This window comes from Rhodococcus sp. ACPA1, assembly GCF_002300195.1.
GTDB lineage: Bacteria > Actinomycetota > Actinomycetes > Mycobacteriales > Mycobacteriaceae > Rhodococcus_F > Rhodococcus_F opacus.
The window spans coordinates 416,852-436,548 of sequence record NZ_NSDX01000012.1; the positions used below are offsets into that span (position 1 = coordinate 416,852).

Below are 19,697 nucleotides of genomic sequence, written 5' to 3' on the forward strand. Positions count from 1 at the left end.
TCCTCAATCGTCGACCGTCACCCCGTACTCGGTGGCGAGCGTGGCGAGATCGTATTCGTACCCCTGCCCCACCGCGCGGAGACGCCACTGCCCGGCGCGTCGGTAGATCTCGGCGAAATGCATCGTCCGTTCGGTCGTGCCGGCGTCCAGAACGAACGATGCGATCGTGCGGTCCGGAGCGTCGACGGTCACCGAGATCGGACCGAGTTCACCGAAGGCGCGATCTCCGCCGATCGCCGCCGATACGGACACGCACTGGTAGTCGGAGTGCAGGGCAGCCAGTTCGATCCGCACTCCTTGCTCGCTGCTGCCGTCGCAGGACAATTCCACGGTGCCGTCCGAACTCGTCGGCGAGTTGTAGAAGAGGAAGTCCTCGTCGCAACCGACCCGGCCGTCTTCGCCGAGAAGAAGCGCAACCACATCCACGTCGAACGCATCGTCCTCGGTGTGGGCGCGCCAAGACGCGTTGACCGTCAGCGATGTCGTCTGTGGTGGCAGGTCGATCACCTCACCGCGAGCGAGCAACGGCGCAACCCACTGAGAAGGCGGTCGGATCGGCTCGCGGAGCGCCCCCCGCTCGGGTGGTGCCGCCGGTTCGAGTGCGGAGTTCACATCGGGGGCGGTGAGCAGAGGCAACTGACGGGCCGACACTCGGTCCATGCGGGGATCGAGTTCACCACCGTCGAGAACGAGGACATCGGTGACTCCTGCGGAGAGATTGACCGACGGCTTGGCACCCAGCTGCACGATGCGGGAGCGCATCAGAACGGAGTCCGCATGCGAGCCACCGACGATGAGCACCCTTCTTCCGTGCCAAGGCTTCGTGGAGGGAACAGTTGTCGCAGGTCGAGGCCGCTGAACTTCGGACGGTGCCGCGGCCCCCTTCGGCTCACCCGGTGTCACGTGCAGCAACATCTCGCCGAGCTGCCGCTCGGTCAGGACAGGAATCCCGTCGGCCACCGCGCGGCGCACCTTTGCACTCGACGAGTGCGGGTCGTTGCAGACGACGACACTCGTCTGACGGCTGACCGAATTCATGACGTCCAGGCCGGCGGCGGTCAACCGTGCGGCGAGCGCAAGACGGGGAACATCCGTACTGCCGCTGACGACCAGTTTCATGCCCTGGACCAGTCCCGCCCCCGGATCCAGCCGACCCGGATTCCGCCACGGAGACTCCACGCGCGGAACCCGATCGGGGTACACCGCCCGCCGATCGGCGCAACCGACGACCGGCAGAGGAAGTCTGAGAGACTCGGCCAGCGAGGCGCTGTGCGCGAAGACCTCCGTCAGCACGAGGGCGTCGTCGTAAGCGTCGTGAGCCCGGTGCTGACGAACCTTCCAGTGCGCGGCCAGAGTGGACAACTTGTGATTGGGGACGTCGATCTCGAGGCGGCGCGACAGGGCGAGGGTGCAGAGCCTCTGCCGTGTCGGCATCGTCATCCCCGCCCGCCGTGCCTCGGCGTCGAGGAAGCCGTAATCGAATGACGCGTTGTGCGCGACCAGCGTCCGACCGTCGAGAAGCTCGAGCAGATCTTTCGCGACCTCTTCGAAACGGGGCGCCCCCGCCAGACGCTGTGGCGTGAGATTGTGGATATGGACCGGCCCCGGGTCGCAGCCCGGGTTGAGCAGAGTCACCAATTCACGCTCCACCGAACCGTCTTCACGCAACGCCAACGCCGCGACGCTGAGCACTCTGTGCGTGGACGAACGAAGACCGGAGGTCTCGACGTCCACGACGACCCAGCGGTGCCCCGTCGGCAATCGCGCCGGCCGGGTCATGGTCGAGGAGGCAGATGACAGCACAGAGCGACTATAGAGCCCGATTCTCGCCGTTCTGATCGACGACACGGAAATCTCCGGCACATATCGTGCTCATTCTGAATTTCTCGGTAGTTTTCTGTTCAAGTACAGGTCGAGGGTTGTGTCATTCGAGTGAATGACACAGAGGGCCATTGCGCCTCAACAGCTTTCGAAGTCCGTTACCAATTGGCTACTATCCTCGTCACACCGAATGGATTGGCCGTCGTGGCTTTTCTCGACCATTCCGTGGAAGCCCCACCCCACCCCTGAACGAGGTAAACATGAAGGCTCGACGGTTAGTTCTCAGCGTCCTCGGTTGCGCCGCCATTTCGATGGCGGCCGCGCCCTCCGCACAGGCGGCAACGATCTTCGACTTCCTCCCCCCGGAGATTGCGTCGCTGATTCCGAGCGGTTCGGCCGACGCCGTGAACCCCCTCCTGCCGCCCGCGCCCGCCGCGCCGGCAGCACCGGCACCCGCGCCGCAGGTCGCGCCGGCCCCGCAGGCAGCCCCCGCACCGCAGGTGGCTCCGGCACCGCCTGCACCCGCGCCGCGGGCGGGGTACAAGAACTGCACCGAGGCCCGCAATGCGGGTGTGACGCCGATCTACCGCGGCCAGGACGGTTACGCGTCGCACCTCGACCGCGACAACGACGGCATCGCCTGCGAGTAGCCCATCCCCGGCGCGCCATCCGACAGACGCACCCCTCCTGTGCCCACGCACCTCTTTTCGAGCCCGGGAACGGGTGCGTCTACCGGGAAGGGGCGTGTCGGTGTCTCGCAATGCCTCACCCGACGTGCCGGTGTCGCGATTCCCCGTGCGGCGCAGTGCGCTCGGCACTAAGTTCGGCGATGACGGTTGAGGTTCTACGCGAGGGGGCGGTCCGGCATGAGCAGGACACATTTCAGGGCTCTGGCACTGGGCGCGGTCGCGCTGGCCGGGGGTGCCACACTCACTGCGGGCGCCGGAACGGCCGCGGCGGATGTTCTGACCGAGATCAACGGCTGCAGGATTGTGGCGAATCCCGATCCCGACGATCGCACGACCTGCCCCGGCGCGGATCTGAGTTCCGCGAATCTCGCGGGCCTGAACCTGAGCTTCGCCGACCTGTCGGGCGCGAACATGAAACGGGCGAACCTCACCGGCACCAACTTCGCCGCCGCGAATCTGTCGTACGCCGACCTGAGCGACGCGAACATCACCGGAACGAACTTCACGGATTCGCAGCGCAATGCGGTGATCCTGTACAGCACGGACATCGACATCCTCGGCACGATCGTCGGAGACATGAACATCACGACCGAACCCGAATGGTCCACCGACGCCCACGAGCGGGCACTCGCCTCGGTTGTCCCGGTGGCCCCGACACCGACACCGTCGTCGCCGTAATTCACTACTGACCCAGTCACCCGGGCCGCGCACTGCGCGGTCCGGGTTTTTGCATGCCCACACCCCTTGACATTGGATACCCTCACTATCCATTATTAGATAGTAGCGGTATCCAACCTTGGAGGCATCCGATGACGACGATCGACCCCACCCGTTCGACGCACCATTACGACGGCGAACTGGTGGTCTTCCTGATCGGGATGACCATCAACCGACCCTGGCGACCGGACCTGTGGCTGCCCACGTTCCTCGCGATGCCGAGGATGCTGCGCGAGCTGTCCGAAGACCCGGATTCGGGTCTGATGGGCTACCGCCTGACGTTCGAGGGCCGCGGCCCGACAGTGATCCAGTACTGGAACTCCGTCGACAAGCTGTACGCCTACGCCAGTGACAGCCAAGCGAAGCATCGTCCGGCCTGGGCCGCATTCAACCGGCGGGCCCGCAAGGCACCCGGTGCGGTCGGCGTCTGGCACGAGACCTATCCGGTGGACCGCGCCGAGTCGATCTACGTCGGCACGCCGGCGATGGGTCTGGCCCGCGCCACCGCACGTGTGCCCGTCGCACAGAAGTTCAGCCGCGCCCGAGACCGGCTGTCCCGCAGTAACAACACCCGCGAACAGTGATCGATTCAGGAGAAGGACCATGGAACCCTTGATCGCCCTCGTTGCCGTCACTCTGGCACTCCTCGTCGCAGGCGCGGCGGGTGTGCGCCGGTTCCGGCCGTGGCCCGTTGCCCTGCGGGGCGGACTCGCGGCCATGTTCACACTGACCGGCATGGCCCACTTCGTCGGGATGCGTGCGGAACTCGTCGACATGGTCCCGCCGTCTCTGCCGAACCCCGAGCTGCTGGTGACCGTGACCGGTCTGCTCGAACTGGCCGGCGCCGCGGGACTGCTGATACGACGCACCGCGCCGTGGGCGGCGGGCTGCCTCACCGCCCTGCTGATCGTGATGTTCCCGGCGAACGTGTACGCCGCCGTGGAGGGACTCTCGACGGGACCGTTCGAAGCGCTGATTCCCCGCACCCTCCTGCAGGTCGTCTTCGTGTCGGCGACTCTCGCCGTCGTGATCTCCTCCCTGCGGAGCCGTGCTACGGAATCGCCCTCCGAAGCCCACTCGCCCTCAGCACCCGGCGTTGCACTCCCGCCCGCACTGCATCCTCGGACCCGATGATCCGCACGTGCTTTCGTGCACGGGTGATGGCGGTGTACAGCAATTCGCGAGTCAGTAGCGACGACGCCTCGCCGGGAAGAACCACGGACACCGTGTCGTACTGACTGCCCTGACTGCGGTGAATCGTCATCGCGTACACCGTCTGCACCGCGGACAGATGCGTCGGATGCAACAGGAACGGTTCGTGGCCCCGCACGAATGCGGCGACGAGTTCGTCGTCGTCGCGGCGCACGATCACCCCGGTGTCGCCGTTGTAGATCTTCGTTTCGTGATCATTGGCAGTCACCATCAGCGGCTGGCCCGGATACCAGCGATCCGGGTTCAGCCGCTGCCCCGTCGCCTCCCCCATCCACTCCATCGCCTGCCGCGCCCACCGCTGCACGCCGTACGGACCTTCCCGGTGCGCGCACAACAGGCGATGCTCCTCCGAATGCCGCAGTGCAGCAAGGGCATCACCGGATTCCGCGGCTGCGGTGACCGCGGCGGCCGTCCCCACCACGTCCGTCCGCAGTGCGTCCAGGTCTTCGGGACCGTGGAACGACACCTCGGGGAAACCGCTCGACAGGATCTCCATGACCTCGTCCGGTTCGCCCTTCCGTACCGCGACGGCCAGCTGCGCGATGCCGCCGCCGAACCGCCGCCCGCGGCTGAGCCGCACCACTCCGCCCCGCAATCTGTCCCGTTCTCCCGCACTCAAGGCGGCTTCGAGCGGGTCGTCGGCTGCCTCCAGGTCGGCGCCGACGATCCTGGCGAGCACCGGATTCTCGGTTCCCGTCACCGGCCGGGCCACGAGATCGGCCAGGACCGCGCCCGCGTCGACGGACGTCAGCTGATCGGGGTCGCCGACGAGCACCAGCCGGGTGTCCGGGCGGACCGCCTCGAGGAGCCGGCACATCATCGTCAGCGACACCATCGACGTCTCGTCGACCACGATCGCGTCGTAGGGCAGGTGATTGTTCGCGTTGTAGCGGAACCGGCTACCACGTCCGCGCTGCCAGCCCAGCAGCCGATGCAGCGTCATCGCGGTCAGGTCGGGCGGCAACCCGAGTGCGTCGGACTGCTCGCGCACCGATTCCTGCAACCGCGCCGCGGCCTTCCCGGTGGGTGCGGCGAGCGCGATCCGGAGGCCCGGGCCGGGCTGCCTGGTCAGCAGCGCCAGCACCCGGGCGACGGTGTGCGTCTTGCCTGTTCCGGGTCCGCCGACCACCACCGACGTCCACTGTGTGGCGGCGACCGCGGCGGCGATCCGCTGCCGATCCGGAGCCGGGGCCGGCGCCCCGTGGTCGTGCTGGTCGCGGAACAACGCGTCCAGCCCGTCCTGCAGCGACTGCTCGTCGACGAGGGGATGCCCGACGGCGCGCTGGTCGAGTACCCGCCGGATGGTCGCTTCCTGCCGGAAGTACCGGTCGAGGTAGAGCAGCCCGCCCTCGGCCGTGTCGACGAGCCGCAGCGGTCGCAGCGGACCCGCCGAACCACCCGTGACCAGCGGGCTCCGCCGCAGTGCCTCGACGACGGTGCCGTCGTCCGGCCACGGCAGTGCGTCGAGATCGACTTCGGACTCCTCGTCGACGGTCACCTCACGAATCCGTGTCAGGTCCAGGCACACCGAGCCGGACCGCACCGCCCGCACCGCCAGCGCCGTCGCCAGTACGACGTCTTCCGACGATTCGCCTCCGAGCGCCGACAACCGCAGTGCGACGTGCACGTCCGCGGCGGCCAGCACACCGGCCTCGTTGAAGACCCGCAGCATCCCCTTGCCGCGCTGCGCCACCTGCACCTCGGTCATCGCGTCCCCTCGCGCTCGGAGGCCGACCCGGACAGCAGATCGGACAGCTCGGTGATCAGCGCGGCGGGTGGCGCCCAGTCGAAGACTCCGCGGCCGGGTGGGGTGCCGGGGCCGACCATTCCGCGAACGAACAGATACCGGACGCCACCGAGGTGCACCGCCGGATCGTAGTCGGGTTGCCGCCAGCGCAGGTAGCGATGCAACGCAACGGAATACAGCAACGCTTGCAGCGGGTAGTGTGCCCGCAACATTTCGGCGGCCATCCTCTCGCGGGTGTAGTGCGCGGTGGTCAGGTCGCCCTGCGCGAGGCGATTGGTCTTGTAGTCGACCACGACGTACCGCGGTCCGGGCAATCGCAGCACGACGTCGATGCTGCCGGTGAGGTATCCGCGCAGCGGGGTCGGTTCGAGTGTCTGCACGGCATCGGCGTACGACCGCAGCGGATCGTCGACGGGAAGGTGGGTGTGCAGCAGCCTGCCGACGCCGTCGAGCATCACGGTGAGCGAGGGTGTGTCGCCACCGGCGAGCGGCAGTTCGAAGTCGAGCTCCGCCAGCAGGTCTGCGGGTGCGATGTCGGCGAGTGTCGGCTCGCCCCCCGCGCCGAGGGGAGTCCGCAGCACGGGCAGCAGCGCCGTCGCCAGCTGGGCGGGGTCGATGTCCGACAGGGTCGACGCGATCACGTCGCGGCAGCACCGCAGGACTTCTTCCTCCAGATCGGGTGCCGCGGTGTCGACGATCTCGAAGACGGCGTGCACGAGCGTGCCGAACGTCGCGCCGCCGGGCAGTTCGTTCATCGTCGACGGCACCCCCGAAGTGACGTCGGCCGGCGCCTGCAACGGAGGCTCGGCCGGTTCGTCCGTCTTCTCCTCGACCTCGGCCTCACTGCCCACCGCGGGCGCGTCGTGCGCGGACGCGGTCAACGCCGAATACGACGTGCGACGCCAGCGCGTGTCGAGCAGCCGCCGGAAACGCGCGGCTTCCAGGTCTCCGTGGGGCTCACGTTGTGGTGTCCACCCGACCCGCGCGATCGGGTCGGACCCCACCGCCTCGACGGTCACCGTCTCCGGAGCTTCCGCACCCCACGCGGACAGCCGTTCCGCGACAACCGGATCCTCGGGGACGGTGACCTTCGGCGGGACCTCCCGCTGCCCGGGCTGCCGCCCCAGGATCATCCGGTGCAGCGGTGCGCCCGCTGTCGTGAACGCCGGTGCCCACCACACCACGAGCCCGCACATCGCCCGGGTCACTGCGACGTACAGCAGCCGCAACTCCTCCCCCGCCTCTTCGGCGTCGTGCCGGTTCCTGCGGTCCGCGTAACCGGGGCTGCCCGGACCGCCGACATCGAGGATGCGTCGCCCGTCGTCGTCGTGCAGCAGCAGTTTGCTCGGTTTCGAGATCTTCGCGGCGTCCCAGGCGTACGGCAGATAGACGAGCGGGAATTCGAGGCCCTTGCTGGCGTGGACGGTCGCGATCTGCACCGCTGCGGCGTCACTGTCGAGCCGTCGGCTGCGGTCCACCCCACCCGAGGACGGATCCTTCATCCGTTCGGTGAGCCAGCGGGTGACGGCCGTCAGACCGAGCGACTGCTCGACGGCGGCACCGTTGAGCAACTGCGCGACGTGCCGGAGATCGGTCAGTGCCCGCTCGCCCGCCGCCACCCGAAGCAGTCTCGCCTCGAGCGCGCCGACCGCGGACAGTCGTTCGAACAGGGCCGCGAAACCGGACTGCGCGAACACGTCGCCGAGCTCGCGGAGCTGCCCGCCGACCTCGGCGACGATGTCGTCGCCGCGAGCGTCGAGTTCCTCGGCGGTGTGTCCGAGCAGCGGGGTGAGCGCGGCCAGCCGCACCCGGTCGGAACGGTGCGGTTGCTCGATGGCCTGCAGAATCCAGAGCCAGTGCTGCGCAGCCGGAGTCGTGAAGACGCTGGCCCCGCCGGCGAGCACGGACGGCACACCCGCCCGGTCGAGGGCGTCGTGGACCAGCGTGATCTGCGCGTTGGTGCGGACCAGGACGGCGATGTCGCCGGGTTCGACGAGTCGGATGCTCCCCCCGACGTCGAGTGTCGCGCCACCGTCGAGGAGGGCGACGATGTCGGCCGCGAGGTCTGCCGCGATCCGCTTCCGGAGCGGTACCACCGCGGGGTATCCCGACTTGTTGATCGGCCCGGCGCCGGTCCTCGGCAGATACCGCAGCCGCAGCGGCACGGTACCCGTCAGACGCGACTTCGGTCTCGCACCGTCGACGCGGTGCACCACGATGTCGGTATGCCCGAGCGCGGCGCCGCCGTGCAGATATTCGAGCCCGTCGAGGAGTTCCTGATCGCTGCGCCAGTTGGTGGTCAACTCCTGGTGACGGTCCGCCGACCGCACCGCGTCCAGGTAGCTGAGCACCTCCGCCCCACGGAATGCGTAGATGGCCTGCTTCGGGTCGCCGACGAGCACCAGCGTTCCGCTGCCGTGGAACGTTCGGCGCAGAATGTCCCACTGCAGCGGGTCGGTGTCCTGGAACTCGTCGACGAGCACGACGCCGTAGCGTTCGCGGACCCGCCGGCAGGCCGCCGCACCGTGCTCGGGATCGCTGAGGACGCGATGGAGCAGCATCGGGAGATCGTCGAAGTCACGCAGACCCACCGCACGTTTGCGCCGCTCGACTTCGGCGCGCACCGCCTCGGCGAACGCCACCCGATCCCCGGCCGGGGTGCCCCGCGCATCTTCCGGTGCGAGCACCGCCTGCGGGTCGAAGATGGCGGCCCGGGCGGCCGCGGTGGCCTCCGCCGGAGTGAACGGCGCGGCCTCGACCCGACTGTAGGCCCGCAGGTACAGGTCGGCGATCACCTCCGTCGTGAGGTCGTCGGCGGCCTCGACCAGCACCGTGTCGGGGTCGCGTTCGCCCGCGATGCCGAGCCCGTCGAGCATGCGCTGACAGAAGCTGTGGGTGGTGACGATGGTGGCGGCGTCGAAGTCGGACAGCGCCTGCAGCAGGCGCCGGCGACGCAGCGTCACCTCGTCGGTGTCGGCTTCGGCGAGATGCCGGATCAGTTGATCCGCGCTCAGCCGCGCCGCTGCGGGATCGGCCAATGCGGCTGCGGCGGACCCGAATCGTTCACGGGTGCGTTCCCGCAGCTCCTGCGTGGCCGCCCGGCTGAACGTCACCAGCAACAGCTGCGACAGGTCCACGCCCCCCTCGGCGACGAAGCGGGCGGCCAGACCGACGATCGCGTACGTCTTGCCGGTACCGGCGCTCGCCTCGAGCACCGTCGTCCCCTCCGGCAGCGGACCGAGGAGGTCGAAGCCTCGCGCGCCGGTCACGGCTGCGCCAACGTCTCGGCGGCGAGCAGCGGCGCCCACAGTTGCCGGGCGTAGTTCTCGATGGTCACCGTGTCGCCGAGGACGTCGATTCCTGGTGAGGACCCGTACACGTACGTGATGTGCCGGTCGCGTGAGTCACCGAAGTCACTGCTCCATTCCTTCCGGGCCGCCTCGATCGCGTCCTCCATGCTGCTGCCGCCGTGGCGTCGTTCGGCATAGGCCGCCGACGCGCCCGTGGCGATCGGCAACGGCGCGTGCAGCCCCAGATCGCGCAGTTCGACGAGTCGCACCAACTCCTCCGCTGCGTTCTCGGGTGCGGTGAGGGTCGACCGCCACGCCGGACGGCTGTACGCGCCGCGGCCGGTCGTGACGGCAGTCCACTCGGTCTCGTTGTCGGACGCCGCGACCGCCAGCAACTGCGCCCAGGCGGCGAGACGGTGTTTCGGCCCCAACTTCGAGTACGTGGTGCTCGCGATCACCGACCCGTGCACACCGCCGACGGTGCCGGTGAGGCGCCGTCCGGAGCCGAGATCGACATCGACGTCCACGGTCTCCGCGCGCCCGACGTGCACGGACCCGCTGACGGCGACGAGCGACTCGACCGCGTGCTCGATACCCCCCAGCACCGCCTCCCCCAACTTGAACGGTGGCAACGTCCCTCGGCGCCACTCCGCGGCGCGGAAGTCGGCCAGTTCGACTCCCGCCAGCCTCGCGACGAGCATCCTCTGGCCGAGATCCCACCGGGCCAGCGGATCGGGCGCCACGTCCAATGCGTCGGCGAGGTCCTCGTCCACGTCGGGGACCCGTAACCCGAGCCGTTGCCGCAGAAACGCCTGCGTCGGGTGCACCAGGAACGCGATGAGGTCGGCGAGATCGACGTCTCCCAGCGGCGGCGGCACCAATGGCGCTGGCAGGAACGCGGGCTCCGGTTCGGGCGGGTGCTGCGCGGCGCGGGCACCGGCCAGCGCCGCCCGGTCGAAACTGAACGGGCGGCCGGGCCGGAAGTTGCGTGCATCGAACGGCTGCAACGGATGCCGGGTCACGATTCGGGGCAGGGCATCGCTCCCGACGGTGGCCGCCACCGCGTCGAGCAGCTCGGACAGCGGGATCGCCGGCGGCCGGGACATGCCGGTGACGGGGTCGGCGCCCGTGTAGAACAGCAGGAGTTTCTCACTCGCCGACATCACGGCATCGAGCAGCAACTGCCGGTCCTCGCTGCGCGGGTCACGTTCACCGAGAAGGGGATTACGGGCCAGCACGTCGTCGCCGTCCACGCTCACGCCCCGCGGGAAGACCTCGTCGTCGAGGCCGAGGAGAACGACCACACGGTGCGGCACCGACCGCATCGGCACCATCGTGCACACCGTCAGCTCGCCCGTGCGGAAGTTCGCGCGGGTGGGACGGCCCGCGAGCCGGGTGGCCAGCATGGCGCGCACGTCCGACAGTCGCAGGACCGTGTCGCCGCCGTGTTCCATCGCCGCCCCGAGTTCTCGTCGCGCCTGCGCGAGTTGCCACGTGTCGGCGGCGCTGACGTCGACGAGGAGGTCGAGCGCCCGGGTGAGCGCGCTCGACCAGTCGGCGACCGATTGCGGCCCGCCGAGCCCGCGCAGCGCGACGTCGAGCCGGTCGACGAATTCGGCCAGCCGCCCGGTGAGGTCGATGTCGTTGCTGTCGACGTCGTCGAGCGGCAGCGCCAGGGCGAGCCATTCGCCTTCGGACTCGTCGGCCGCGGCGCCGAGCAGGATGCGGTCGAGCGCGGTGGTGAACGTGTTCTGGGGGAATTCGCCGAGACCGAATGCGGCGCGCTGCCGCGGCCCGATTCCCCAGCGGGCGCCCGTCGCGGTCGCCCACTCCCGGATCCGTTCGAGGTCGTCGTCGCCGAACCGGAACCGCCTGCGCACCGGCGCGGCCGCCGACAGGTCCAGGACCTGGCTCGCCGTCACCCTCGCGTCGGCGAGTGCGAGGAGAGCCGACACCACGGCGAGAACCGGATTGGTCTGGTGCAGGGCACGATCCGCGAGCCGGACCCGAAGTCGATGGCCGGGATGCCCGAGCACGTCCTGCCCGAACGCGGCCCGGATCAGCGGGGCGTACGACTCGACGTCGGGGCACATGACGAGCACGTCGCGCGGTTCGAGAGTCGGATCGTCCTCGAAGAGATGCAGGAGGCATTCACGCAGGACCTCCACCTGGCGGGCCGGTCCGTGGCACGCGTGGACCTGGACGGACGCGTCGGCCGTGCACTCGGCGAGCGCGGGCGCCCGGTCGTCCCGGACGTCCGCCTGCAGGCACCCCAGCAGGGAGTCGCGCGGCGGAGGCCCCTCGTGGTGGAGGTCGTCGACGTCGAGGCGGGTCAGCCTCGACTCGAGTTCGCGGACGTCCCGCGCCAGGCTCGACAGCAGCGGATGGGCGACGGACAGCGCGGCGTCGTCGTCGGCGCGTGCGAGAACGCTGCCTGCCGTGGACAGCGACGACCACATCGCGGGGCTCGGATGCGGAAGCCATAGGTGCACATCACGATTGACGGCGAGGGCGGCGAGGACGGCGATCTGATCGGTCGCGAGGCGCGTCGGGCCGAACAGCGACAGTCGGACGGGGAGTTCGACGAGGTCCGGTTCCTCGCGCAGCCGGGCGCAGGCGGAGTCGAGCCGCTCGGCGGGAGCGGGGCTGCCGATCCGCTCACGCAGCCGCCGCCACAGTTCGGCCTGCCAGAGAAGGTCGTCGTCGAGTGGACCACCCGCGCCGTCGGTGTCGTGGCCTCCGGCCCAGTCGACCAGCATCGCCGGCCGCTGTGCGGCGTAACTGCGGAACAGATCGGTCAGGTGTGAGGCGGTGGCGTAGCGCCGGCCCGGCCGATGATCGTCCGGGTCGCGGTCCGGGAGGCCGTGCCCGAGGTGTTTCGCGAGGACGGCACACCAGGGCTCACCGAGACAGTCGTCGACGACGCCGAGCAACGCCCACAGCACGCGGGACTGATTCCACGGGTCGTCGGCGGCGGTTACCCCCGTGGCGGCGGCGAGGCATTCGTCGACGAGCCGGGTCGGGGACGGGAAGTCGATGTTCGCGGCCACCCCGTCCCCGACATCGGGTCGGGCACCGAGCGCGGTCGAGAGTCGCTGCGTGAGCCAGCGCTCCACCCCCTTCGCCGGGACCGCGACGACCTCCCGGGCGAACGGATCGGGCAGCGGGGTCGCGAGCACGTCGCCGAGAGCCGACGCGAGAGTGGTGGAACGCTCGGCGCGATGCAGTACGAGCACGTGGCTTCCCTTCGCTCCCCAACTCCGGTCGGCTCAGACTTACCACAACCCACCGACTCGGGAGGCCCACTCCGCAGGTGAGTGGCAAAGTGTGCCGGGGCACGCTTCGCCACTCACGTCAGCGGCCGGGGCGCGCCTGGGTGAGATGCGGGACCCAGCCGTGGTTGGGCCACTTCTTCAGACCGACCTTGGCGGGGACGATGCGCTTGTTGACGAATTGGCTCTCGAGTTCGGTGTCGGGCTCGCCCGCGAACCGCCACAGGGCCGCGTCGCCGGGTCGTGCGACCGACGACCAGGACTTGGCACGGTATGCGGCGCGAACGATGTTGTCCGCGAACACGATCACCGGGATGTCGTCGGTGTTGCGGACGGCAGCGCCTGCCGCCCACGCGCCGCGGGACAATTCGTACACCTCTTCCGGCGTCACGCCGCGCCGGGACGCGGCGGGCACCTCGAGGACGACGCAGGGGGTCGGCAGGTTCGGCACTGGTTCTGCTGCGTACTGCAACACGAGGTCGTCGACGGGTACCGCACGATGCTCGCCCGTGCCACCGGCGAGATTGCTGAGCAGCGCACCCTCGTTCAGCCCCAACGCGCCCACGACTCCGCGCCGCACCGCGCCGGCGACGTCACCGGTGTCGGCGATCCGATGCGCCACGATGTAGTGCTCGACCTCGTGGCCGGAGTCGTAGATCTCGCGGATGCGGGCGATGGTCGCGGCCTTCACGTCGGCGCTGTCGGTCTCCGGATCCTCGAGCGTCTGCCGGTGCTCGTTCTCGGCCAACGCCTCCCACACGTAGCCGTACACCCGGGGGCCCCGCCCGGCGCCGACGTAGAACACCGACCTGTTGCGGGGATCGAGGAGCGCGTAGACGTAGGTGCCGAGTTCCTCGCCCACCCGCTTCGGGAACGGCTGCGGCGCGTGACGGGTCTGATACACCTCTTTCAGGATCAGGCGCAGCGCCGCCAGTTTCAACGCGACGGGGACACCGCCGTCGATGCCGTCGAAGAGTGCGGTGGCCGCGCCCTGCACCGAGGAGAAGGTGTGTCCGATGTGCCGTTCCAGCGACTTCGTGACGTCCGCGAACTGTGCGAACCGCACCCGGGGGTCGGGTGCCGCGTTGTCCAGGTCGTTGGACGCGAGGAAAGTCTGGACCTCGGAATTGTCGAGCCAGCGAGAAGTGATGTCGATCGGGATCGTCCAGACGGTAGCCATGCCCCTACCGTAAGGGAAAACCTGGGTGAAGAACTCGCACGAGGAAGGCTCGAGGAGATTCGAACCCTTTCGACGTCCTACCGAGTGCGGGAGGATGGAGTAGTACCCATTCCGACGCAGGTTGGGAGAACATTCATGACAGCGCCCAGCTACTCCACCCGCACGGCCGTCGACATCGCGGTCGGCATCCTCATCGCTTTCCGCGGATGCTCTGAGAACGACGCGTTCACCGAACTCGCGGAGACGTCCCGCCGGCACAAGGTCGCCCTCGCCCGCACCGCCCGCGCACTGATCGCGTTCATCCAGACCCATCACCACGACCTTCCCGCGTCCGACGTCACCGCTGCCGCTCTGCAGTGGAGCCACGCCACTCCGTACCGTGGCGCGTTCGGCACGGCGGCCTGAATTCGGTCGAAGTCTGAGAATTCTCTGGCTTCGACGGCGCGACGCTGCCCAAACCTTCAGACTCGATGTGAGACCGAACGACCAGCGCACCGAGATACGAAGAGGTAACTGAGTTGACGATCCGCAAAATCACGGTAGCCGCGGTAGCGATCGCCGCAGCCCTCACGATGTCCGCCTGTGGTTCCGACGAGCCGTCCGGGCCGAGCGCGACCACCACGTCCACGACCACCGCAGCGGCCGAGACCACCGACGACCTCGTTCTGCCGACCGCGGCCGAACTCAACGCCCTGCTGGCGAAGGGCCTCGACCCGGCCACTCCCCTCGAGGAGAAAATCGCCATGGTGGAGGGTTCGGAGCAGGACCCGAACCTGTTCAATCAGGTCGCGGCCGCCGCCCAGCAGGCGGGTGCGCAGGTCACGGTCTTGGACCCGGTGATCGACAACGGTGACGGCAGCGCCAGCGCGCAGCTGCAGTTGACGATCAACGGCCAGGTGCAGCAGAACACCCTGCCCGCCATCTTCGTGCCCGGCGAGAACGGGACGTGGAAATTGTCGAAGGCGACGGCATGTTCCATCGTGGCGATCGCGCAGCTGACGTCACCGGCCTGTCCGCCCGCCTGATCCGGACTTCCGCGTCACGCGCCTTCCAGGGCCTCCCCGATCTCCTGGACGGCGCGGTTGCGCTGATCGGTGATCAGGATGTGTCCTGCCGCGATGGTCAGGGCAACGGGCCATTCGATGATCTCGACTGCGGCGAGCAAGCCGATCGCCGCGAAGAATGCCAGTTGCTCGGGTCGCGGGAGCGGCACCCTGCCGAGGATCGGTAGCTGCACCGCGAAGCTGTGGGCCTCCCGCACCCGCTGGACGGCGTCGCTCTGCGAGTCCGCCTCCGACGTTCGTTGGGCCATAGTTCGTCTCCCTTGTCCGTGCCGTTTCCCGGTCAGCCACCTTGATCGCGGACCGTGTCAGCTGTGCTGAGTTCCGTCGCCCAGACCGCTGCCGGTGTCTTCTCCGCCGCCGGGGACCCGGTGACCGGGGTGGTCACCCGCGTCCTCACCCCACCGCTGCGGGAGGTGTACGCCGTGCTGTTGCGGGCGGGCGTGATCGAGATCGTCGACTGATCGCCCACAAACTTTTCGAGCAGCCCCGGTGCGAACGCGGCCGCCGCGGTCGCCGCACCCGCGCAGCCCAGCGCCTGGGCCCAGCCGACCGGTCCGAGCGGGGTGCAACCGAGGAGCTGACTGACACCGGGAGTACTGACCATCACGGTGAGTGCGGCGAGTGAACCGCCCGCGGTGAGCACCACGAGCGGACTCCGCGAATCGATGAGTGTCTGACCCAGCTGCGTGCCGACCAGCGCCACCAACCCGACCGTCGCCGCCCGGCGTTGCCGGCCCGTCACGCTGGCCAGCGCCCACGCCGTCGTCGCGCCCGCCGCGGTGGCGGCGCCGCGGATCGCGACGGTCCGCCACAGTGCCGCACTGTCCGGGCCGCGACCCTCTCCCCGGGCCTGTTCATTGGGCGGACTGACCGCGAGCGCGGCCGCGGGCAGGGCGTCCGTGAGCACGTTCACCAGCAGGAGCTGACGCGCCGTCAGCGGCGACCGTCCGGCGATCGCGCTGCCGATCAGGGCGAACGCCACCTCCCCTGCGTTCCCACCGAGCAGCACCGACACTCCCGCCTGCACTCGCCGCCACAGCTGACGGCCCTCGTCGAGGGCGTCGAGCAACGCGTCGACACGGCCGTCGAGGAGCACCACGTCCGCGGCGCTGCGAGCCGGGTCGCTGCCGCGCGAGCTGACACCGATCCCCACGCTGGCCGCCCGGATCGCGGCCGCGTCGTTGGCGCCGTCGCCGACCATCGCGCAGACGTGACCGACGCGTTCGAGGGTCTGCACGATCTGCACCTTGTTCTCCGGCGACATCCGGGCGAAGACGACGCACTTCTCGACGGCATTCTCCTGCCCCCGGTGCGACAGGGTGTCCCAGTCGCACCCGCTGATCACCTGCTCGGACGACACCGCCAGTCCCAGCTCGTTCGTGATGGCGGTGGCCGTGACGGGATGGTCGCCGGTGATCAGCCGGACCCCGACCTGTAGCGCTTCCAGTTCCGGGAGCAGTCCGGCCGCTTCGGGGCGCGGGGTGTCCGCCAGCCCGAGCAGTCCGACGAGTTGCAGCCCACTGCCGCACAGGTCGTCGAGCACCGCGGTGTCGTCGGCCGCGCGACGCGCCTGGAAGGGCGTGACGGTCCGGCGGGCGACGGCGATGACGCGTAACCCGTCGGCAGCCATCCCGAGAACGGTGTCGTGGACCTCGTTCGCGTCGATGCCGGTGCACGCCGCGACCACGACCTCCGGTGCACCCTTCAACGACACGTGTGTCCCCGACAGCGAGGCGGAGTAGGACCGTCCGGAGCGGAACGGAAGATAGCTGCTCGGGTCGTCCTCCTGCGGTAGCAGGTCCACTGCCGCGTCGGCGATCGCGACGTCGGTGGCGTGTGCGGCCGGACTGCCGTCGGGGGTCACGGCGCTCCGGCCGGCGCACACGAGCACGTCCTCGCGATCGAACCCCGGCTCCGGGACGGCGGTGACGACCCGCAGGCGGTTCTCGCTCAGGGTGCCCGTCTTGTCGAAGCACACCACGTCGACGCGGCCGAGCGCCTCGACGGAACGCGGCGCCCGCACCAGCGCGCCCGACCTCGTCAGTCGGCGTGCGGCGGCCTGCTGCGCCAGGGTCGCGACGAGCGGCAGACCCTCGGGAACCGCCGCCACCGCGACCGCGACACCACTCGTGACCGCCTGCCGCAGTCCGGTGCCGCGCAGGAACCCGACGGCGGTGACCAAAGCGCCACCGCCCACGCTGACGGGCAGCACCCGGTCGGTGAGGCTTCTGAGCTGCGCCTGCAGACCGACGTGCGATGCACTCGCCGGGGTGAGCGCGCCCGCGCGTCCCGCTTCGGTTGCGTCGCCCACCGCGGTGACGATCGCCGCCGCCGTGCCGGTGAGGATCGTGGTCCCCGCGAACACCATGCAGGCACGTTCGCTGAGCGGTGCGCCCGGAGTCGGCGACGTCTGCTTGCTCACCGGCAGCGATTCGCCGGTGAGCGAGGACTCGTCGACCTCGACGCCCGACGCCTCGACCAGCCTGCCGTCGGCGGGAACCACCTCACCGGGACCGATCTCGATCACGTCGCCCGGCCGCAACCGCGAGGCCTCCACCCGCTCGATCGCCCGGTTCTCCGGGGACCCGGCGACGCGGTGTGCGGGCGGATCGCCCGCCGCCAGCAACCGGTTCAGCAGACGTTCCGCGTGCAGGCGTTGCACGGCCGACAGCGCGGCGTTGCCCGCCAGCACGGACCCCACGAGCACCGCGTCGATCGGCGACCCCAGCAGGGCGCTCGCCGCCGATCCGGTGGCGAGGACGGGGGTCAGCGGATCCGACAGTTCCGTGCGCATCGCCCGGCCGAAATCCCAGGCGAGACCGACCGGCCATGCCGTGAGCCGCCCGATCGCCTCGACCGGGGTCAGCACCAGATTCGCCGAGCGACGCCGGGACGCCGCGGCATTCTCGTCGTCGCGCGGGGGCAGCAGGCGGCGCACGTCCGGCACCGGCATCTCGTGCCAGGCCTGCATCGGGGTGGCGGGTGGAACCTCGGCCCGCAGCACACTGCGCGCGAGGGAATGCCCCGTCCACAATCCTGCCGCCGCGCCGACCGTGACGGGTCCGGGTCCGCGGCCACGCACTCCGGGCAGCATGACGAGCGCACCGAGCATCGACGCCGCCGTTGCGATCTCGACGCCGCGCCTGCTCGCCGTCCGCGCGTCCGACAGGGCCCGCAGCACCCGCCAGACTCCGACGAGATCGTCGACCAGCAGGTCCGCACACCACGGCGGCGGGGCGTCGTCGACGAGGACACCGATCCCGACGTCGGCGGACGACAGTGCGTGCGGCGCCCGGCCGGCGACCACCGCGACCGTCGCGCCGTTCGCCTGCAACTGCGCGACGGCGTCGCGAAGGTCCGCGTCCAGTGACCCGCTCGAGGGCAGCAGATCGTCGAACGCCGAGCGGAGTCCGCCGAGCGTGTCCACGTTCACCGACACCACCTGGGCGCCCGACGTGCGAGCCTGCGCGAGCACGGCCGCCGCGCTCGGGTGGTGGGCAGGGGTCACCAGGACAGCGGAATCTTCGTCCACGGCGAGTGCGGCGATATCGTCCGGAAGGTCGGTCAACGGGTGCCAGCCCACCCCGAGAGCGCCGGCCCCCACGGCAGAACGCGCGGCCTCCCACACTCTCGTCCGGTCGGCGTCCCGAACCGCACGGATACCGCTCACCCGGAGCTCGGCCGTGTGCAGCACCGACGGGTCCACGACCACCGCGTCGACCCGGTCCAGGCAGCGCAGCGCGCCGGGACGCAGAGCCAGCACGGTGTGGCGATCGGCCAGTCCACGGCCGAGCGTCGCGGCGAAGGCCTCGCGTGCGGTGCGCGCCGCCTTCGGCGCGGCGACCAGGGCCGCGTCCGCGGCGCCTGCGACACTTCGGGTCGCTGCCCCCACCGCGGTCGCGCCCACCCACTGCGCGATCGCCGCCCGGTCGACATCCCGCTCCACCGGTCCCGATGTTCCGCGCGCGCGGGCGGAACGACCCGTGTCGTCCGCGGGGTGCCGGGCCAGTTCGGGTTCGCGGCGGTGCCACACCCGCCGGCCCGACCACGCCTCCGCCGTGATCGCCGACCGCAGTGCCACGTCCACGGCGAGTGACGCAGGCGCCCGCCGCAGCACGTCGCCGACGGCCTGAGCGGTAGCGAGCAGCAGTTCGGCGGCGTCCGGCCCGAGCCGGTTCTCGACCATGCTGCGCAATCGGGGCTGATAGTTGACGAACGTGACGGCGGCGGCAGGCACCGCCGCAGGCAGTGCGGGCATCGGAAGCAGGCGAAGGCCGGCGGCCGCGACCAGTCCGGTCGTGACGGCGGCCAGTGCGAGCGCGCGTTCGGCGAGTGCGACGTCGTCGCCGGGAAGTTCTCCGGGCCGGTCACGGACGGCACCGCGAGCGATCGGTCGCGCGCCATCCTCCGCGCCCGCGACCACGGCACACAGCGCGGCCACCGACGGTCCGCGCTCGTCGACCGTCACCACCAGCCGAGACAGCGCGCGGTTGAGTTCCGCTCCCACCACACCGGCGGTCTCCCGGACGGCGCCGAGAACGGTCGCGGCCACGTCGTCCCCGCGAGGTCCGTCGAGTCCGCGGACCTCGATCCAGGCACGGCCGTGTCCGGAACTCGTGCGGCGGGCGGGGGTTCCCCCGAGCACCTCGGTGGCGATCTGCGACGCGGTCCGTGCGGTGGTCGCCATCAGATCGGCAGCGACCGT

13 protein-coding genes and 1 pseudogene are annotated in these 19,697 nt (G+C 70.1%); 7 read left to right on the plus strand and 7 right to left on the minus strand.

Going from position 1 to position 19,697, the window contains the following annotated elements; translation table 11 throughout:
* Nucleotides 1-3: 3 nt before the first annotated feature.
* Nucleotides 4-1,779, minus strand: coding sequence for a TerD family protein (locus CJ177_RS40975; protein ID WP_061700553.1), 1,776 nt, complete (start codon nucleotides 1,777-1,779; stop codon nucleotides 4-6).
* Nucleotides 1,780-2,081: 302 nt separating this feature from the next.
* Between CJ177_RS40975 and CJ177_RS40980 the strand changes: the two genes are divergently transcribed.
* The 4 genes from CJ177_RS40980 (at nucleotide 2,082) to CJ177_RS40995 (ending at nucleotide 4,361) form a co-directional block, all read left to right on the plus strand.
* Nucleotides 2,082-2,471: an excalibur calcium-binding domain-containing protein gene (locus CJ177_RS40980; protein ID WP_025433080.1), complete on the plus strand. Its 390-nt coding sequence runs from the start codon at nucleotides 2,082-2,084 to the stop codon at nucleotides 2,469-2,471.
* 216 nt (nucleotides 2,472-2,687) lie between these two features.
* Entirely contained in the window at nucleotides 2,688-3,188 is a 501-nt protein-coding gene (locus CJ177_RS40985; RefSeq protein WP_095870378.1) for a pentapeptide repeat-containing protein, read from the plus strand.
* 131 nt (nucleotides 3,189-3,319) lie between these two features.
* A complete protein-coding gene (locus CJ177_RS40990) occupies nucleotides 3,320-3,811 on the plus strand; it encodes a DUF4188 domain-containing protein (RefSeq protein ID WP_095870379.1) in 492 nt (163 codons plus the stop codon).
* A 19-nt stretch (nucleotides 3,812-3,830) separates the two neighbouring features.
* A complete protein-coding gene (locus CJ177_RS40995; RefSeq protein ID WP_061044361.1) occupies nucleotides 3,831-4,361 on the plus strand; it encodes a DoxX family membrane protein in 531 nt (176 codons plus the stop codon).
* On the opposite strand, the gene recD is transcribed toward CJ177_RS40995, so the two are convergent.
* From recD to CJ177_RS41015, 4 genes are all read right to left on the minus strand, one after another.
* Nucleotides 4,279-6,147, minus strand: coding sequence for an exodeoxyribonuclease V subunit alpha (recD, locus tag CJ177_RS41000; protein WP_095870380.1), 1,869 nt, complete (start codon nucleotides 6,145-6,147; stop codon nucleotides 4,279-4,281). The two genes, CJ177_RS40995 and recD, sit on opposite strands and share 83 nt — an antisense overlap.
* A complete protein-coding gene (locus tag CJ177_RS41005) occupies nucleotides 6,144-9,494 on the minus strand; it encodes a UvrD-helicase domain-containing protein (RefSeq protein ID WP_095870381.1) in 3,351 nt (1,116 codons plus the stop codon). The genes recD and CJ177_RS41005 overlap by 4 nt, the downstream gene beginning before the upstream one ends.
* Complete coding sequence (gene recC, locus CJ177_RS41010; RefSeq protein WP_095870382.1) at nucleotides 9,452-12,712, minus strand: exodeoxyribonuclease V subunit gamma; 3,261 nt, start codon at nucleotides 12,710-12,712, stop codon at nucleotides 9,452-9,454. Before recC ends, CJ177_RS41005 begins: the two co-directional genes overlap by 43 nt.
* Nucleotides 12,713-12,830: 118 nt before the next feature.
* The gene (locus CJ177_RS41015) at nucleotides 12,831-13,928 is read right to left on the minus strand and encodes a GIY-YIG nuclease family protein (protein WP_095870383.1); all 1,098 of its coding nucleotides are present in this window, start codon (nucleotides 13,926-13,928) and stop codon (nucleotides 12,831-12,833) included.
* Nucleotides 13,929-14,063: 135 nt separating this feature from the next.
* Between CJ177_RS41015 and CJ177_RS41020 the strand changes: the two genes are divergently transcribed.
* Nucleotides 14,064-14,333, plus strand: a complete 270-nt coding sequence (locus CJ177_RS41020) for an ANTAR domain-containing protein (protein ID WP_025433084.1) — start codon at nucleotides 14,064-14,066, stop codon at nucleotides 14,331-14,333.
* Nucleotides 14,334-14,446: 113 nt separating this feature from the next.
* On the plus strand, nucleotides 14,447-14,953 hold the full coding sequence (locus tag CJ177_RS41025; RefSeq protein WP_005252352.1) for a hypothetical protein: 507 nt from the start codon (nucleotides 14,447-14,449) through the stop codon (nucleotides 14,951-14,953).
* A gap of 14 nt (nucleotides 14,954-14,967) precedes the next feature.
* On the opposite strand, the gene CJ177_RS41030 is transcribed toward CJ177_RS41025, so the two are convergent.
* Complete coding sequence (locus CJ177_RS41030; RefSeq protein WP_095870384.1) at nucleotides 14,968-15,240, minus strand: hypothetical protein; 273 nt, start codon at nucleotides 15,238-15,240, stop codon at nucleotides 14,968-14,970.
* 129 nt (nucleotides 15,241-15,369) lie between these two features.
* Between CJ177_RS41030 and CJ177_RS49600 the strand changes: the two genes are divergently transcribed.
* Complete coding sequence (locus CJ177_RS49600) at nucleotides 15,370-15,453, plus strand: Rv1535 domain-containing protein (protein WP_241031662.1); 84 nt, start codon at nucleotides 15,370-15,372, stop codon at nucleotides 15,451-15,453.
* A 101-nt stretch (nucleotides 15,454-15,554) separates the two neighbouring features.
* On the opposite strand, the pseudogene CJ177_RS41035 reads toward CJ177_RS49600, so the two are convergent.
* A pseudogene (locus tag CJ177_RS41035) lies at nucleotides 15,555-19,679 on the minus strand (HAD-IC family P-type ATPase); the annotation flags it as partial.
* Between the last annotated feature and the right edge of the window lie 18 nt (nucleotides 19,680-19,697).